The organism is Vibrio sp. HM8-C, from assembly GCF_058630515.1.
The window spans coordinates 207,395-223,437 of the sequence record NZ_JBMMKS010000001.1; the positions used below are offsets into that span (position 1 = coordinate 207,395).

Here is a 16,043-nt window from a genome sequence, read left to right on the forward strand (position 1 = left end):
CCTTCCTAAATTCGATTAATTTGTATGTTGCAGTAAGTTTTTAAGTGCAGGCTCGATATGGGAGAACTGAAACTGGAATCCTAGCTCGGTTAGTTTCTTAGGCTTTGCACGCATGCTGTCGAGTAACAGTTCTGCCGCTTCCCCCATGAGCAGTTTTATCGCCCACTTAGGTGTAAACAAAAAATGCGGACGTTTAACAGCAGACGCTAGGTTTTGACTAAATACGGTATTTGTTGCAGGGTGAGGTGCACTAAGGTTGAAAGGGCCTTGCGCATGTTCTGTTGTTAGAAGGAACAAAATTGCTTGAACCATATCAGTCATGTGTATCCATGGGATGTATTGCTGACCGGAACCGATTGGGCCGCCCACTCCGAGTTTGTAAGGGGGGAGCATTTTTTGTAATGCGCCACCTTTAGGAGAAAGAACCACGCCGGTTCTCAGTATGCAAACTCTAGTTCTATCTGATTGGGCGCGTAAGGCAATTTGTTCCCATGTATCACACACTTGGTGAGAAAAACTTTCATGATGAACATGCAGGCTTTCATCAAAGGGATGAGATTGTTGATCACCGTAGTAACCCACGGCAGAACCACTAATGAATACCGATGGTGGTTTAGTGCTGGCGTGAATCAGAGATACCAATTGCTCTGTAATATCCCAGCGGCTGCGACAGATTCGAGACTTTTGCTTTTTGTTCCACCGTTTATCTGCGATGGGCTCTCCTGCAAGGTTAATCACAGCATCGAAGTGGTTGAGATCGTGTAAATCACCTAAAGAGTTGATGAAGCTTAGGTTCCCACTATGGATATGGTTGAGCTGGCGTTTAGCATTTTCGGTGTTGCGCGTTAAAACGGTTATCTGTTCGGTCATGAGCAGTTTCAACAGCTCACGCCCGATAAAACCGGTTCCGCCAGTAATCAATATATTCATAGCCTCTCCTTTGGTACCTAAGTATAGGTGTTATCCCAAGCTTGCTCGAAGCAACTCCGCGTTTTATCAGAGTACGAGATTCGCTAGGAACTGCCAATACACTGTTTTTACTTGTGATAGTTTTTTCCTCAGCCCTGTACCTAGGTCACACCGACCTAAAAATTCTTTTGCCATGCTAATTAATAGCAAAATGAAAGGGGGAACTATGTCGGGATTGGTTGCGTTGTTTAAAGCATTGTTAGCAAGCATGAAAGATTTAATGCCAATCGTCATAGTTATAATCTTTTTCCAATTGTTTGTTTTACAAGATGTTCTTCCTAATATCCTCGGTGTGCTGTTTGGGTTAGTTCTGGTTGTTCTAGGGCTGACCTTTTTTATTTTCGGCTTAGAAATGGGATTGTTTCCAATAGGTGAGTCGATGGCACAAGCTTTTGCTAGAAAAGGGAGCGCCTTCTGGTTATTAGCATTTGCCTTTTGTTTGGGCTTTGGAACGACGATTGCTGAGCCTGCTCTTACCTCAATAGCCACTGAAGCAGCGAAAGTAGCAGCAGAAGGCGGGATGATTACGCATTCAGAGCAAGAGATGAAAAGCTATGCCAATGGACTTCGGCTCACGGTCGCCTTATCTGTGGGTATCGCCATTGTTGTTGGCGTTATCAGAATCATTAAAGGCTGGCCGATTCACTACATGATTGCGATAGGCTATATCGGAGTGGTCGTGATGACGGCTTTCGCACCGCCCAGCATTATCGGTGTGGCCTATGATTCAGGTGGTGTCACAACCTCCACCATTACGGTCCCATTAGTGACCGCTTTAGGTATTGGGCTCGCATCGGCTATTAAAGGCAGAAACCCTATGTTGGATGGGTTTGGCCTGATCGCCTTTGCTTCATTGCTGCCGATGATTTTTGTTATGGTATTTGGCATGGTGATGACATGATTTCATTCACCACTTTCTATTCCACACTCATATCCACCTTACAAGATGTTTTTCCGATAGCGGTAATCATCGCTGGCTTCCAATTCGTTATTTTGCGTAAACCGGTAGCTAATCCGATGAGGGTGCTGGTGGGGTTTGTCTATGTGATTCTTGGACTTACTCTCTTCTTGCTTGGATTGGAATTTGCTCTATTCCCTTTGGGAAAAACTATGGCGATGCAGTTAACCTCACCAGATTTACTTACCGAATACCGTATAAGTATTGGTGAAAAGCTAGAGTGGGTGGATTACTACTGGGTCTATCTGTTCGCTTTTTTTATCGGCTTTAGCACCACCATAGCAGAGCCTTCCCTTATTGCAGTTGCTATAAAAGCCAATCAAGTTTCAGGTGGGGCAATATCGGTTAACGGATTGAGAGTGGCTGTGGCATTAGGTGTTGCGATTGGAATCACTCTTGGTTGCTATAGGATTGTGGTTGGAGACCCAATCCATTACTACATTATCGCTGGATATGTGGTTGTCGTTATCCAAACCTTCTTTGCTCCACAGTTAATAACGCCTTTGGCTTACGATTCAGGTGGCGTCACAACCTCCACCGTTACAGTACCTATTGTGGCGGCATTAGGGCTAGGTTTAGCTTCCACAGTTCCCGGACGAAATCCAATGATTGACGGCTTTGGGCTCATCGCGTTCGCCAGTTTATTTCCTATTATCTCGGTAATGGGATACGCACAAATTACTCAGTGGCTTAATCGAAAATCTGAGTGCACAGATGAAACTATAAAGGAGAATGACAATGCGGTTTAAGTTGATTCTAGCGTTTGTCGAAGATGCAAAAACGGATTTAGTGCTTGATGCCGCAAGAGAAGCTGGGGCGACAGGTGCTACGGTGATTAACAATGCGCGTGGCGAGGGTCTTAATAAGAAAAGAACATTTTTTGGTTTGACCTTAGAAGTACAGAAAGACGTGATTTTGCTGGTGGTCGAAGAGCATTTAGCTCGCCATATTCTTGAAACTATCAATGAAGTCGGAGAGTTTGATGCAACGTCAGGGCAGGGTATTGCCATTCAAATAGATATTGAAGATGCCGTTGGCGTCGCTCATCAGGTTGAACGTTTAACTAAAGTCGTGGAGGAAAATCTATGAACCGAGAAGATAAAATTCGCGTAAGAGATGTAATGGCTGGTACTTATGTGATGGTTGACGGATTAACCACAGTTTACGAAGGTATTCGGCTTGCCAAAAAACATCAGGTGAAAGCGCTGATCGTTGATAAGCGCCACGAAGATGATGAGTACGGAATTGTGTTGATGAATGACATTGCTAAGAAAGTACTGGCGAAAAATCGTTCTCCAAAGCGAACCAATATTTATGAAATTATGACTAAGCCAGCGCTCTCTGTCGCGCCTGATATGAATGTAAAGTACTGTGCTCGTTTATTCGAGAGATTTGGTATAAGTCGGGCGCCTGTGATTGACTGCGGCAAGGTAATCGGGATGGTGAGTTATAACAATATCGTGGTGAATGGTATGGCAAGGGATGACGACTAAGTACTAAACCATTAGACTTGTATGGTTTTTTGTTAAGAGGTCTATGATGAAACTGTTTTTTGCTTCCGATTTGCACGGTTCTCTGCCTGCGACTGAAAAGATGCTCTCTTTGTTTGAGAAGTCAGGCGCTAATACGTTAGTTTTGCTCGGAGATCTGCTTAATCACGGACCTAGAAATCCTATTCCAGAAGGATATAACCCTGCGGCAGTGGCTGAGCTGCTTAACGGGTATGCAGCGAAAATTATGGCTGTGAGAGGTAACTGCGACAGTGAAGTAGACCAGATGCTACTGTCTTTTCCGATGATGTCTGATTACGCATGGGTGATGCTTGAATCTGGGCAGCGAATTTTCCTCACTCATGGGCACTTATACAACCAAGAAAAATGTCCAACAATGGGTGAGCATGATGTTCTCGTACATGGACACACTCACATACCGTCTGCAGAACGGTGGGATAAAGGGTATTTCTTCAACCCTGGCTCGGTGACATTTCCTAGAAACGGCTTTGCTACAAGCTACGGGGTATTAGATGGAAATATATTGAGCGTTTTATCTCTTGATGGCGATGAAATAATTGCGCAGACGACAATTTGATCTTCACGCTTCAAATATAAAGAAGAGCTCATTTGAGCTCTTCTTTTACTTTCTGTCCGAATGACCGAGATCTCGTTCTGGGTCTATGAGATCTCTGACACGCTGTTTCAGCTCTTTAGCTTCAGGGAATCCGCCATCTTTCTTACGTTCCCATATCTGCACGCCATTACAAAAAATCTCGTAACGTCCGCCAGTATCTGGGTGAAGAGACACTGTGTCTATTTCTTCACTAAAAGTATGCAAAAGCTCTTGGCTTATCCAAGTTGCTCTCAACATCCAGTTACACTGACGGCAGTAAAAAATATCTATCTTTGCCTTGTCCATATCTTCCCTTTTAGCAGATCCCTTTAATAACTAATGCTTATGTAATCACTGACGCTTATTAGTTACTAAAGAGCACGGTTGAGCCGTGATTCAAGCTTGTTAGCAACAAAGTATTCTTGTTAACGATGTCGACACGGCGACTCTGCTGAGCATCCATTTTGAAAAACTGAGTTACTAATTCCAGTTCTTCTGGCGTGAAGTCTTGATTCTGACTCTGTGAAACATTCCTAAACTTGGTTGGTGTTACCAGTAAGTAATTGTCGCTCACATCCCATTGACCAGTTTCTGAAATATTCATTATGTTTTGGGCATCGTCGTTTTCCGCGTACAAAATAACATTGGAAACACGTAAATAGGTTCCATTTGGCAAATACTTCACATTCGACGAAATATCGACTCGGCGAAGTGGACCAATTGGCTGATGAGTTTTAGTGTTCTCAATTACAGTCACGGTTCTTGACTGCCACTCGCGTGAGGAAATCTCTTGCTCCAGTTTTAAATCACTTCCCCAGTAAAGCCAACTGCTGAAGGCTATAGAGGCAATACTCATCGCTACAGCGATTTTTCTCATCATGATGATGCCCCCGTTTGACAAACTTTGTTTATTTCATCCTGATTAGCCACAATTTTCAGTGTGATGTTTGCTGGAGAATAATCTGGTTTGTGGATGTAATTCAAAATAAGGACATCGTTGTTGCCACCCGTTGCAATGACTTTTTCAAGCGCAAACTCTCCCTGATACTGAGTTACGTACTGATTGATACACATCTCAATCGACGGTAACCACTCTGTTAGATCTGGGTGGTTCTTGGGTGTATCCACCACAACGCCTTGAAAACTAGCAAGCCTTCTGAATTCTGATTTTGTGGGGCTGGTAAACATAACGGCAAAAATTGGCAATAGCACAGAAAACAGGAACAACAGCTTGGATATCAAGTCTACAGGTCTTTTCTGAGCAACAGCCTTTGACTCAAGAATGGCTTGTGCACTTTCAGGAGTCAGCTCTCGGCTAAGCTCTGTCTCATTTAAAGCCGATTCAGTTATTTCCAACGGCAGAAAACTGTCTTCAGCTGCCTGGTGTGATTCATATTCAGTCAACTCTTCTTCTGAGTTGTCACCTTGGTAATTCTTAGCTTCTAAATCAGAGATGTCAGTGACGGTTGAAATTAACTGATACCCACGTTTAGGCACAGTTTTCACAAACTGTGGGGACTTGGTGGAGTCTTTTAACTGTTTACGCAAAGTAGAGATAGCTTGAGTTAAGCTGGAGTCGTCTACTTCAAAGCCTTGTTCTCTCCATACGAAATCATAGAGTTCATTACGTGTAACCACTTCGTTTGGACGCAGGCAAAATAGTAGGAGAATGCGATTTTCATTACTCCCCAAACGAACAAGTTCGTCGTCAAAATTATTATCAACAAGCGAGTTGCTGATTGAATCAAATGTGAATCTGTCTGCGAGAAGGAATTTTGTGCCAATGCCCGTCATCGATATCTTCTTCATTAATTTTTAGAGTCTTAAATCACGGCTAACTTAGCGCTAGTCTCCATGCTAACGAGTTAAGAAGGAGTTAAGACCACAATGAATATTTATCTTCCTTGATATAAAACAGTGCCAAGCATAATCAATATAAATAAAAAAAACAGTGTTTTTTGCCGTTACTGACCTTGAATTTACATTCAAAGACCTTACTTATTTAGCAACTTGGTTATCTTTCTAGCCAAGCTAACTTTTCTGCAATAGTGGCTAGAAATCTCTAATGTGATGTTATGGAGCTAAAATGAGCGAAACAATGACAGCAAACAAAGAAACTCGTGGCTTTCAATCGGAAGTTAAGCAACTACTTCATCTGATGATTCACTCTTTGTATTCAAACAAAGAGATTTTCCTACGTGAGTTGATTTCCAATGCTTCAGACGCTGCAGATAAGCTGCGTTTCCAAGCATTATCAAATCCAGAACTTTATCAAGGTGATGCTGACCTTGGCGTTAAACTGTCATTCGATAAAGAGACAAAAACGATAACGATCTCTGATAACGGTATCGGTATGACTCGCGAAAACGTGATTGACCACCTAGGTACCATCGCGAAATCTGGTACAGCAGAGTTTTTCTCTAAGCTTTCTGACGAGCAAACCAAAGATTCACAATTAATTGGTCAGTTCGGTGTCGGTTTCTATTCTGCATTTATTGTTGCTGATGCAGTCACCGTTCGTACTCGAGCCGCAGGCGCTGCAAGTAGTGAGGCGGTTCAATGGCATTCAGAAGGTGAAGGCGAATACACGGTTGAGTCTATTGAAAAGGCGAGTCGTGGTACGGACATTATTTTGCATCTTCGTGACGAAGGTGAAGAGTTCTTATCTGAATGGCGTCTGCGTGATGTTATTTCGAAATACTCTGACCACATTGGTATTCCAGTCTTTATTCAAACAGAAGAGCGTGACGATGAAGGTAAAGAAACTGGCAACAAAAAGTGGGAACAAATCAACAAGGCGCAAGCTCTATGGACTCGCAGCAAATCTGATATTAGCGATGAAGAATATCAAGAGTTCTACAAACATGTGTCGCACGATTTTGCAGAACCATTAGTTTGGAGTCACAACAAGGTTGAAGGTAAAAACGACTATACCAGTCTGCTGTACATTCCTTCAAAAGCCCCTTGGGATATGATGAATCGCGACCACAAGTCAGGTTTGAAACTGTATGTGCAACGTGTATTTATCATGGATGATGCTGAGCAGTTTATGCCTTCCTACCTGCGTTTTGTGCGTGGTTTGATCGACTCAAATGACTTACCACTAAACGTGTCGCGCGAAATTTTGCAAGACAATAAAGTGACTCAGTCTCTGCGTAATGCATGTACCAAACGCGTTCTCACGATGCTTGAGCGTATGGCAAGTAATGATGCAGAAAAATACCAAACCTTCTGGAAGCAGTTTGGTCTGGTGATGAAAGAGGGCCCTGCGGAAGACATGGCAAATAAAGAGAAGATTGCCGGTCTGTTACGCTTTGCTTCAACTGAAGTCGACTCTGCTGAGCAAACCATTGGTCTTGCTTCTTACGTTGAACGCATGAAAGAAGGCCAAGATAAGATCTACTATTTAACAGCTGACAGTTATGCAGCAGCTAAGAATAGCCCACACCTAGAACAGTTTAGAACGAAAGGTATTGAAGTTGTTCTGATGTATGACCGTATCGATGAGTGGCTGATGAACTACTTAACGGAGTTCGATGGTAAGCAGTTCCAATCAATCACCAAAGCGGGTCTTGATTTAAGCAAGTTCGAAGATGAAGCTGAAAAAGAGAAGCACAAAGAGACAGAGCAAGAGTTTCAATCTGTTGTTGAGCGAATCAAAGGCTACTTGGGTGATCGAGTGAAAGATGTGCGCACCACATTCAAGCTTGCTACTACACCTGCAGTTGTCGTGACTGACGATTATGAGATGGGCACTCAAATGGCAAAACTATTGGAAGCGGCTGGTCAAGCTGTTCCTGAAGTGAAGTACATTTTTGAGATTAACCCTGATCACGCATTGGTTAAGATGATGTCTGACGAACCGGATGAAGAAGCTTTTGGTCGATGGGTTGAAGTGCTACTTGGTCAGGCAATGCTGGCGGAGCGTGGTTCAATGGCAGATCCTTCTCAATTCTTAGGCGCTATGAACCAACTTCTGACTAAGGTTTAATATTGTTAATGAATAAAAAGGCTCGCGAACTGCGGGCTTTTTTATTGAAAAGTGGCTAAACGTCGCCGATTTGTATTGAAATGTTGTCAGGCTGTTTTGTATTTAAACAACCGTTTGCATTCTTTAGTCTTAGATTCGCCAGAGAGGCAAATTTATGTGATAGAATGCGAAGCTTGAATAAGGTTATCAACGCGTGTATTTTGCACGCCAGCTTGCACTCGCTTGCTGTAACAACTGTTATACCGAAACTTACCGTTCCTCTATTAAAGGATTTTTCCTCGAAAGGAGTCTTCCCGAAAGGATAAGGATATTGTGAGCTTCGGTATAAATATTATTTTCTAAAGAGGATTAAACATGCGCATCATTCTTCTAGGTGCTCCAGGTGCTGGTAAAGGTACACAAGCTCAATTCATCATGGAGAAGTTCGGTATTCCACAAATCTCTACTGGTGACATGCTACGTGCCGCTATCAAAGCAGGTACAGAACTTGGTAAACAAGCTAAATCTGTAATCGATGCTGGTCAGCTAGTTTCTGATGAAATCATTCTTGGTCTGATCAAAGAGCGTATCGCACAAGATGATTGCGAAAAAGGCTTCCTACTGGATGGTTTTCCACGCACTATCCCTCAGGCTGATGGCTTGAAAGAAATGGGTATCGATGTTGACTACGTAATCGAATTTGACGTAGCTGACGATGTGATCGTTGAGCGTATGGCTGGTCGTCGTGCTCACCTAGCTTCTGGTCGTACTTACCATGTTGTGTACAACCCGCCTGAAGTTGAAGGCAAAGATGACGTAACTGGTGAAGATCTTGTTGTTCGTGATGACGACAAAGAAGAAACAGTACGTGCACGTCTAGGTGTATACCATAGCCAAACTGCACCACTTATCTCTTACTACGGTAAAGAAGCAGCGGCAGGTAACACTAAGTACCTTAAATTTGATGGTACTAAGCAAGTTAGTGAAGTAAGTGCTGATATCGAAAAGGCATTAGCATAATAGCTAATACCTATTATCAAAATTTTTAAGAATTTTGTTATAGTTAAGCGGCCGTAAGGTCGCTTTTTTTTATTCCTGAGCAACTCAAACTGGATAGCTTCAGTTTTCTTTATGAGTTAGGGGATTTATTACATCTTCTTTAAAGTCTATGCCCAATCAATAAAAGGACGCTATGCAAACTATAAAAAAACAAGGTGTCTTATTAGCCAACTTAGGTACACCACAAGCTCCTACTGCCATTGAAGTAAAACGCTTCTTGGCTGAATTTCTTCATGATCAACGAGTGGTCGATCTCAGCCCTTGGAAATGGTATCCCATTCTTCACTGTTTCATTCTGCCACGACGTTCTCCCCGAGTAGCTAAGCTGTACGAATCAATCTGGATGGATGAAGGCTCTCCTCTGATGGTTTACTCTCAGCGTCAAAGAGAAAAGCTCAAAGATCTTCTTGGCTTACCTGTAGAGCTGGGCATGACTTATGGTCAGCCAAGTTTGAGTTCTGGCTTAGAGAAACTTCAACAACAAGGTGTTGAAGAGATCATCGTTTTACCTTTATATCCACAATATTCTTCATCAACGACAGCGGCTGTGTTCGATGGGTTAGCTAAAGTTATCAAATCGATACCAACCATGCCTGAGATTAGGTTTATCCGCGATTACTTCAATCATCCGCTCTATATTAAAGCGCTAGCCAACAGTGTTCGAGATTCATGGAAAGTTAATGGTAAGGGTGACTTGTTGGTTTGCTCGTACCATGGGATTCCTAAACGATACGCTGATAACGGTGATATCTATCCTCTGCATTGTGCGGAAACAACACGTTTGTTGGCGCAGGAGTTAGGCTTGGAGGAAGACCAAGTGCTTATGACTTACCAGTCTCAGTTTGGTAAGGAAGAGTGGTTGCAACCTTATACTGATAAAACAATGGAATCACTGCCTGAACAAGGTATTAAGAAATTGGACATCCTCTGTCCCGCATTTTCAGTAGATTGTTTGGAAACGCTGGAAGAGATTGCAGGTGAGAACAAAGAGCTGTTTTTAGAAGCGGGTGGAGAATCGTTTAATTACATTCCTTGTTTGAATGCTGATGAAGCCCATATCGAATTGATGAAAGCTCTGGTTACTAAGTAGATTTTGGTCTTCCGAGAAACAAAAAGGACCACATTACGTGGTCCTTTTTAGTATTGAAACTTAATTAAGCAGGTTGAATTTGTGCTTGTTTATCTTCTGCTTCAATTTCAACGTAGCCTTCTGCGCCATGCATCCAAGCAACGAGTTTGCCTGCACAGAGCAGAAGAACTAGACCAGATATTGTTGCTGTAATCGCGATACCACTGAAGATTGCCATGGCACCTAACTCACCCACGTGAGAGCCAACATAGCCAGCAACATAGTTAGCGATAGCGTTAAAGCCAAACCAAGCACCCATCATTAGAGATGCAAGACGTAGCGGAGCTAGCTTAGTAACTAGAGATAAGCCAATTGGAGAAAGACACAGTTCGCCAAGGGTGTGGAATAGGAATGCACCTACTAACCACCACATAGATGTTTTCACTTCTAAGTCACCGCCTTGCTCAAGTACTGCACCTACCATACATAGGAAGCCAAGAGCTAAGAAGAACAGAGCAAGAGCAAATTTCACTGGAGAACTTGGTTCACGTTTACCCATTTTCACCCAAATAGCAGCCAATACAGGCGCAAGAGTAATGATGAAGAATGGATTTAATGATTGGAACCATGCCGCTGGAACTTCAAAATCACCTAACATACGGTCAGTATACTGCTGTGTGTAGATGTTCATTAGACCACCAGCTTGTTCAAAACCAGCCCAGAATACAATGACAAACAGACCCATAATCAGGATAACTTTTAAACGGTCCACTTCTTCTTTCGTTAGTGGCTGTTTAGTTTGCGATTTCTTGTTTTCTAGGTCACGTTTTGCAGCGGGAACTTTACCAATATTACCAAGCCAAGATTGCGCTAGAGTCATTTGCATAACAAGGCTGATTAACATGCCGATACCAGCAGCTACGAAGCCTGCTTTCCATCCGTATGAGTTAGTAACTGAACCCGCTACAACTCCTGCAAGTAAAGCACCAATATTGATACCCATGTAGAAGATAGTGAATGCGCCATCACGACGGTTATCACCTTCTTTGTATAGGTCACCTACCATTGTTGAAATGTTTGGCTTAAATAGACCGTTACCAGCGATAAGTAGAGCAAGACCAAGGTAGAACGAGTGCATTGGTGAAATACCAATTGCATCTGCAGGCATTGCAAGAGTGAACTGACCAATAGCCATTAGAGCACCACCGATCAGAATTGAACGGCGTTGACCAAGGTAGTTATCCGCTAAGTAGCCACCAATGAGTGGTGTGATGTATACCAAGCCAGTATAGATACCGTAAAGGTCAAGAGCATCTTTGGTAGACCAACCGAGGCCACCATTAATCGTCGCATCAGTTAAATAAAGAACTAAGATTGCTCTCATTGCATAGTAAGAGAAACGTTCCCAAAGCTCTGTGCTAAATAAAAGGAATAGGCCACGTGGGTGACCAAAAATTTGATGTTGGTTTTGCATAGTGAATACTAAAGTCATCGTTATATTTTTAGTGGGCGATAGATATACATTGGAGATAAAGATATTTCAAATGATTTAATTTTGTAAATTAGTGTTATTGGTGGTTTTTCGTTCTGATTGCATTTGTTATTGCAGGATATTTGAGGTTGTTATCATTTGTGAAAACTAATTTTTTGCTAGATATCTTCTTTCTGTGCATATAGCGGTGTTTATATCACCACTTAAGCTTACAAGGGGAGGTGTCAGCGTCTTTAATCATGACTATGCATAGTCATAGTGGTAGCATTGACAAAATTTTATTGGTTAAGAATATGAAACGTTGGTATCTACTTTATTGTAAAAGAGGCGAACAGCTGAGAGCTAAAGCCCATTTGGAAAATCAAGGCGTTGAGTGTTATTACCCAGAAGTGACGATTGAAAAAATACTTCGAGGAAAGAGGCAGTCAGTGAAAGAACCGCTTTTTCCTTGTTATATGTTTGTACGTTTCGACTTTGAAATCGGCCCGACGTTTACCACCGTACGTTCTACTCGAGGTGTGGCTGACTTTATCCGTTTTGGATCTCAACCTAAAGAGTTACAAGGTGATTTGATTTACGAATTGAAGCAGATGGACATGAGTGAGAGGAATTTGGTTGTTTCCAAAATGCCAAAACAAGGCCAAGTATTGAAGGTGACAGGCGGACAGTTCTCAGGGATAGAGGCGATTTATCAAGAAGCGGATGGGGAAACACGTTCTCTGATGCTGATAAAACTGATTAACCAGCCTATTGTCATGAGTATCGATAACAAAGATTTAGATATGCAGTAGCGTTTAATTATCGAAAGAACGTAAACAACAAAAAAAGGCGCCAGTGGCGCCTCTTTTGTTCACAGAACTTAGTAAGCTTCGTTGTGCACTGCTTTTACAGCACGACCTGATGGGTCGATACAGTTCTTGAATGACTCATCCCATTCAATCGCTTTTGCAGAAGAACACGCTACAGAAGGACCGCCAGGAACACATTGAGCTGCAGACTCAAGTGGGAATAGCTCTTCGAAAATTTCACGATACACATAACCTTCTTTTGTCGTTGGCGTGTTGTATGGGAAACGGTATTGAGCAGTTTCCATTTGCTGGTCTGTTACTTTTGCCTCAGCAGTCGCTTTTAGCGTATCAATCCAGTTGTAACCTACGCCGTCAGAGAACTGCTCTTTTTGACGCCATGCGATAGATTCTGGTAAGTAGTGTTCAAAACACTCGCGCAGAATGTGTTTCTCCATCTTGCCATTGCCACACATTTTATCAGCTGGGTTTAGGCGCATCGCTACATCGATAAACTCTTTATCTAAGAAAGGTACACGACCTTCAACGCCCCATGCAGCAAGAGACTTGTTAGCACGAGCACAGTCAAACATGTTTAGAGCAAGTAGCTTACGAACGGTTTCTTCGTGGAACTCTTTCGCATTTGGTGCTTTGTGGAAGTATAGGTAGCCACCGAAGATTTCATCTGCACCTTCACCAGATAGAACCATCTTGATGCCCATCGCTTTGATCTTACGACCCATTAGATACATAGGTGTTGATGCGCGGATAGTCGTTACATCGTAAGTTTCAATGTGGTAAATCACGTCACGAATAGCATCAAGACCTTCTTGAATGGTGTAAGTGAATTCGTGGTGAACAGTGCCAATCTTATCTGCTACTTCACGAGCCGCTTTAAGATCAGGAGCACCTTCAAGACCGACTGCGAATGAGTGAAGTTGTGGCCACCAAGCTTCAGACTTCTCATCATCTTCAATACGCATTGCTGCATAACGTTTTGCAACCGCTGATGTAATGGATGAATCTAAACCGCCAGATAGAAGTACACCGTAAGGTACATCTGTCATTAGCTGACGCTTAACTGCTGCTTCTAGCGCCGCTGTTAGTTCTTCTTTGCTTGTTGTGTTACCGCTTACTGCTGCGTATTCGTTCCAATCACGTACATAGTAACGAGTTGGCTCTTTATCTTTAGAGCTGTAGTAGCTACCTGGAGGGAACTCACTCAGAGTTTTACATACAGGAACTAGTGCTTTCATTTCTGAAGCAACGTAGTAGTTGCCGTGTTCATCTTGACCTTGATATAGCGGGATAATACCAATGTGGTCACGACCTACCAAGTACTCATCTTTTTCTTCATCGTACAGAACGAAAGCAAAGATACCGTTTAGTTCTTCTAGAAGGTCAACGCCTTTATCTTGATATAGTGCAAGGATAACTTCACAGTCAGAGTCTGTTTGGAATTCGTATTTTCCTTCGTAACGAGCACGGATTTCTTTGTGATTATAAATCTCGCCGTTTACCGCTAGGATAAGTTTCTTATCTGGGCTGTATAAAGGTTGCGCTCCGCTATTTAGACCAACAATCGCTAAACGCTCATGCGCTAAAATTGCTTTGTCAGATGCATAGATACCAGACCAGTCTGGCCCACGGTGACGGAGTTTTTTCGACATTTCCAATGCCACTGGACGTAGCGCAGCTGAATCACTTTTTATGTCCAAGATGCCAAAGATAGAGCACATACAACTTCCCTTAGTAAACGAGTTTTAATCAGATGACTCCAATTTGCCATTTTGATTAAAAAAAACAACCCATGATTGATGAAATATTTAAATAAATTCAATTAAGGTGAATTTTATCTATCTAATTAACTATTTTGTTGGATGTATTTTAAATAATGATGAAAAAAACACCAAATAAAATAAAAAAGAGCACTTGGAGCTCTTTTTTATTTTCTCATTCAGATTTCTTGAGGTTAATGTTTTACAAATTCAGGAGTTAGTTGTTCACAAACATGTCGAGCAAAACCTGACCCCGCCTCTCGATAGATATTGAATGCTGCGTCTGCTCCCTTCTCAATCAGATTGTCTAGCTGATCAGGATATTCAGCAATTGCGGCAATCTGACCGTTAAATGAGCGTTTTTTTAGTTGTTCAAGGGCGATCTGATTCGCTTGATGGTGGGGCATTGCCAACAACACCATTTTTACGTTGCCTGTGTCTAAGATTCTTTCCCAGAAATCAGGGTCGGTAGCATCACCTGAAATGACATTTCTACCTTCGTTTCGGTGTTGCTGCGCTGCATCTTCTCTTAGCTCCACTCCCAGACATATTTTTCCATAACGAGAATGGAACTCCTCATAAGCACCGGTACCGATGCGTCCCATTCCTAGAATTAATAACTGTGAGCTACCGGGGTTAATAAATCTATCGCGGATATTGATTCGTTCTGCAGTTTGTTCTTTTAACCATTGTGCAGAGTAATGGTAGATCTCATGCCCTTTGCGCACTATTGGCGCTGTAATGATAAAAGAGAGAGGTACTGAAATGGCTAATGCAACAAGAATATCGCCAGATAGCCAGCCCATTTTAAATGCTAGACCACCGACGATCAGTCCAAACTCACTGAAGTTAACTAAGGATATTGTTGCCAACAGGGAGGTACGAACGCGAAAGCGAAACTTATTTAACACTAAGAAGTACAAAATGCCTTTAAGCGGTAGCAACAGTAGCAACAAAAGCGCTAGCAAGAAACCAGTAACGGTAGGTTGTTCGGATAATCCAATGTTTAAAAAGAAGCAGACAAGGAAAAGTTCTTTCATATTAAACAGAGACTTAGATAACTCCGATGCTTTGTTATGACTCGCGAGCATCATCCCTAAAATTAGCGCGCCTAAATCTGGCTTCATGCCAACAAATTCGAATAAGCCAGCGCCAACCACTAAAGCAAAGAAGATTCCCGCTAAAACCAGCATCTCTCCGTGGCCTACCCAATCAAGAATCTTAAAGAAGAGTGGACGAATAAAAGGAAGCAAGAATAGGGCTATGGCGTACCATTCAGGTATTTTGCCGGTAGATACGGTTAAGAAAATAACGGCAAAAATATCCTGCATAACAAGGATACCGATGGCGATAGTGCCATAGGTTGCGTTCATTTCACCTTTTTCCTGCAAGGATTTTACAGCGAAAACCGTACTTGAGAAGGAAAGCGCAAAACCCAACAAAATGATGCTAGATAAAGACACTAGCGCAAGGCTGTCTAAGCCGAGATATTTAAATCCGATAAGTACTAAACTGAACGCAGCTGTTGATAAAAGGTTGTGAATAGTAGCGCCTGCCCAGATTTCCTTTGCCAATAACGTTTTGACGTCTAGTTTCAAACCAATGGTAAATAGGAGCAGAGTTACCCCAAGATCGGCTAAAAGGGATATTGTCTCATTTGATTCAAAGCCAAAGGCATGCAAGCCAAATCCTGCGATGAGAAAGCCCACAAGGGGAGGGAGGTTGCATTTTAGCGCGATAAAACCAGCGATGAATGCCGTTGTAATTAGAATAATTTCCATTGGTATCAGTTGCTTCCCAGATATAAAAAGGCTGTGTCTATTTTGTAAACACAGCCTCGTATTATAGGGTAATCAG

Annotated in this window: 16 protein-coding genes; 9 read left to right on the top strand and 7 right to left on the bottom strand. The window is 42.4% G+C overall.

Going from position 1 to position 16,043, the window contains the following annotated elements; translation table 11 throughout:
* Positions 1–15: 15 nt before the first annotated feature.
* Positions 16–930: a TIGR01777 family oxidoreductase gene (locus ACOSVQ_RS00940; protein ID WP_491980736.1), complete on the bottom strand. Its 915-nt coding sequence runs from the start codon at positions 928–930 to the stop codon at positions 16–18.
* 205 nt (positions 931–1,135) lie between these two features.
* Here ACOSVQ_RS00940 and ACOSVQ_RS00945 point away from each other — a divergent pair, with 205 nt between their 5' ends.
* The 5 genes from ACOSVQ_RS00945 to yfcE are packed head-to-tail and all read left to right on the top strand — an operon-like array spanning position 1,136 to position 4,015.
* Positions 1,136–1,870 (top strand): DUF1538 family protein, encoded by a 735-nt coding sequence (locus tag ACOSVQ_RS00945; protein WP_491980737.1) that lies wholly within the window; start codon positions 1,136–1,138, stop codon positions 1,868–1,870.
* On the top strand, positions 1,867–2,676 hold the full coding sequence (locus tag ACOSVQ_RS00950; protein WP_491980738.1) for a DUF1538 domain-containing protein: 810 nt from the start codon (positions 1,867–1,869) through the stop codon (positions 2,674–2,676). The genes ACOSVQ_RS00945 and ACOSVQ_RS00950 overlap by 4 nt, the downstream gene beginning before the upstream one ends.
* The gene (locus ACOSVQ_RS00955) at positions 2,666–3,016 is read left to right on the top strand and encodes a P-II family nitrogen regulator (RefSeq protein ID WP_042486396.1); all 351 of its coding nucleotides are present in this window, start codon (positions 2,666–2,668) and stop codon (positions 3,014–3,016) included. Before ACOSVQ_RS00950 ends, ACOSVQ_RS00955 begins: the two co-directional genes overlap by 11 nt.
* Positions 3,013–3,420: a CBS domain-containing protein gene (locus ACOSVQ_RS00960; protein ID WP_491980739.1), complete on the top strand. Its 408-nt coding sequence runs from the start codon at positions 3,013–3,015 to the stop codon at positions 3,418–3,420. The genes ACOSVQ_RS00955 and ACOSVQ_RS00960 overlap by 4 nt, the downstream gene beginning before the upstream one ends.
* 46 nt (positions 3,421–3,466) lie before the next feature.
* Positions 3,467–4,015, top strand: coding sequence for a phosphodiesterase (yfcE, locus tag ACOSVQ_RS00965; RefSeq protein ID WP_491981106.1), 549 nt, complete (start codon positions 3,467–3,469; stop codon positions 4,013–4,015).
* Between the two features lie 45 nt (positions 4,016–4,060).
* Here the strand turns inward: yfcE and ACOSVQ_RS00970 are convergent, their stop codons facing one another.
* The 3 genes from ACOSVQ_RS00970 to ACOSVQ_RS00980 are packed head-to-tail and all read right to left on the bottom strand — an operon-like array spanning position 4,061 to position 5,827.
* A complete protein-coding gene (locus ACOSVQ_RS00970) occupies positions 4,061–4,339 on the bottom strand; it encodes an Rdx family protein (protein ID WP_491980740.1) in 279 nt (92 codons plus the stop codon).
* A gap of 58 nt (positions 4,340–4,397) precedes the next feature.
* Positions 4,398–4,913 carry a regulatory protein ToxS gene (locus tag ACOSVQ_RS00975; protein ID WP_491980741.1) on the bottom strand — a complete coding sequence of 172 codons (516 nt, stop codon included), beginning with the start codon at positions 4,911–4,913 and terminating at the stop codon, positions 4,398–4,400.
* Positions 4,910–5,827, bottom strand: coding sequence for a winged helix-turn-helix domain-containing protein (locus ACOSVQ_RS00980; RefSeq protein WP_491981107.1), 918 nt, complete (start codon positions 5,825–5,827; stop codon positions 4,910–4,912). Before ACOSVQ_RS00980 ends, ACOSVQ_RS00975 begins: the two co-directional genes overlap by 4 nt.
* Before the next feature lie 292 nt (positions 5,828–6,119).
* Here ACOSVQ_RS00980 and htpG point away from each other — a divergent pair, with 292 nt between their 5' ends.
* From htpG to hemH, 3 genes are all read left to right on the top strand, one after another.
* Entirely contained in the window at positions 6,120–8,024 is a 1,905-nt protein-coding gene (htpG, locus tag ACOSVQ_RS00985; RefSeq protein ID WP_491980742.1) for a molecular chaperone HtpG, read from the top strand.
* A gap of 354 nt (positions 8,025–8,378) precedes the next feature.
* Positions 8,379–9,023, top strand: coding sequence for an adenylate kinase (gene adk / locus ACOSVQ_RS00990; RefSeq protein WP_491980743.1), 645 nt, complete (start codon positions 8,379–8,381; stop codon positions 9,021–9,023).
* A 172-nt stretch (positions 9,024–9,195) separates the two neighbouring features.
* A complete protein-coding gene (gene hemH, locus ACOSVQ_RS00995) occupies positions 9,196–10,152 on the top strand; it encodes a ferrochelatase (RefSeq protein WP_491980744.1) in 957 nt (318 codons plus the stop codon).
* A 64-nt stretch (positions 10,153–10,216) separates the two neighbouring features.
* Here hemH and ACOSVQ_RS01000 read toward each other — a convergent pair whose 3' ends face one another.
* Positions 10,217–11,605, bottom strand: coding sequence for a peptide MFS transporter (locus ACOSVQ_RS01000; RefSeq protein WP_491980745.1), 1,389 nt, complete (start codon positions 11,603–11,605; stop codon positions 10,217–10,219).
* 311 nt (positions 11,606–11,916) lie between these two features.
* Here ACOSVQ_RS01000 and rfaH point away from each other — a divergent pair, with 311 nt between their 5' ends.
* On the top strand, positions 11,917–12,414 hold the full coding sequence (gene rfaH / locus ACOSVQ_RS01005; protein ID WP_491980746.1) for a transcription/translation regulatory transformer protein RfaH: 498 nt from the start codon (positions 11,917–11,919) through the stop codon (positions 12,412–12,414).
* Positions 12,415–12,482: 68 nt separating this feature from the next.
* On the opposite strand, the gene asnB is transcribed toward rfaH, so the two are convergent.
* Both asnB and ACOSVQ_RS01015 read right to left on the bottom strand, forming a co-directional pair.
* Positions 12,483–14,147, bottom strand: a complete 1,665-nt coding sequence (gene asnB / locus ACOSVQ_RS01010; RefSeq protein ID WP_491980747.1) for an asparagine synthase B — start codon at positions 14,145–14,147, stop codon at positions 12,483–12,485.
* A gap of 233 nt (positions 14,148–14,380) precedes the next feature.
* Positions 14,381–15,967, bottom strand: a complete 1,587-nt coding sequence (locus tag ACOSVQ_RS01015; RefSeq protein WP_491980748.1) for a cation:proton antiporter domain-containing protein — start codon at positions 15,965–15,967, stop codon at positions 14,381–14,383.
* Positions 15,968–16,043: the final 76 nt, after the last annotated feature.

Excerpts from the sequence above, each read along its gene's own strand:
- ACOSVQ_RS00955 (WP_042486396.1), top strand. The coding sequence starts at position 2,666 with ATGCGGTTTAAGTTGATTCTAGCGTTTGTCGAAGATGCAAAAACGGAT.
- ACOSVQ_RS00940 (WP_491980736.1), bottom strand. The coding sequence starts at position 930 with ATGAATATATTGATTACTGGCGGAACCGGTTTTATCGGGCGTGAGCTG.
- yfcE (WP_491981106.1), top strand. The coding sequence starts at position 3,467 with ATGAAACTGTTTTTTGCTTCCGATTTGCACGGTTCTCTGCCTGCGACT.
- asnB (WP_491980747.1), bottom strand. The coding sequence starts at position 14,147 with ATGTGCTCTATCTTTGGCATCTTGGACATAAAAAGTGATTCAGCTGCG.
- ACOSVQ_RS00960 (WP_491980739.1), top strand. The coding sequence starts at position 3,013 with ATGAACCGAGAAGATAAAATTCGCGTAAGAGATGTAATGGCTGGTACT.
- rfaH (WP_491980746.1), top strand. The coding sequence starts at position 11,917 with ATGAAACGTTGGTATCTACTTTATTGTAAAAGAGGCGAACAGCTGAGA.
- adk (WP_491980743.1), top strand. The coding sequence starts at position 8,379 with ATGCGCATCATTCTTCTAGGTGCTCCAGGTGCTGGTAAAGGTACACAA.
- ACOSVQ_RS00945 (WP_491980737.1), top strand. The coding sequence starts at position 1,136 with ATGTCGGGATTGGTTGCGTTGTTTAAAGCATTGTTAGCAAGCATGAAA.
- ACOSVQ_RS01000 (WP_491980745.1), bottom strand. The coding sequence starts at position 11,605 with ATGCAAAACCAACATCAAATTTTTGGTCACCCACGTGGCCTATTCCTT.
- ACOSVQ_RS00950 (WP_491980738.1), top strand. The coding sequence starts at position 1,867 with ATGATTTCATTCACCACTTTCTATTCCACACTCATATCCACCTTACAA.
- ACOSVQ_RS01015 (WP_491980748.1), bottom strand. The coding sequence starts at position 15,967 with ATGGAAATTATTCTAATTACAACGGCATTCATCGCTGGTTTTATCGCG.
- htpG (WP_491980742.1), top strand. The coding sequence starts at position 6,120 with ATGAGCGAAACAATGACAGCAAACAAAGAAACTCGTGGCTTTCAATCG.
- ACOSVQ_RS00970 (WP_491980740.1), bottom strand. The coding sequence starts at position 4,339 with ATGGACAAGGCAAAGATAGATATTTTTTACTGCCGTCAGTGTAACTGG.
- ACOSVQ_RS00980 (WP_491981107.1), bottom strand. The coding sequence starts at position 5,827 with ATGACGGGCATTGGCACAAAATTCCTTCTCGCAGACAGATTCACATTT.
- ACOSVQ_RS00975 (WP_491980741.1), bottom strand. The coding sequence starts at position 4,913 with ATGATGAGAAAAATCGCTGTAGCGATGAGTATTGCCTCTATAGCCTTC.
- hemH (WP_491980744.1), top strand. The coding sequence starts at position 9,196 with ATGCAAACTATAAAAAAACAAGGTGTCTTATTAGCCAACTTAGGTACA.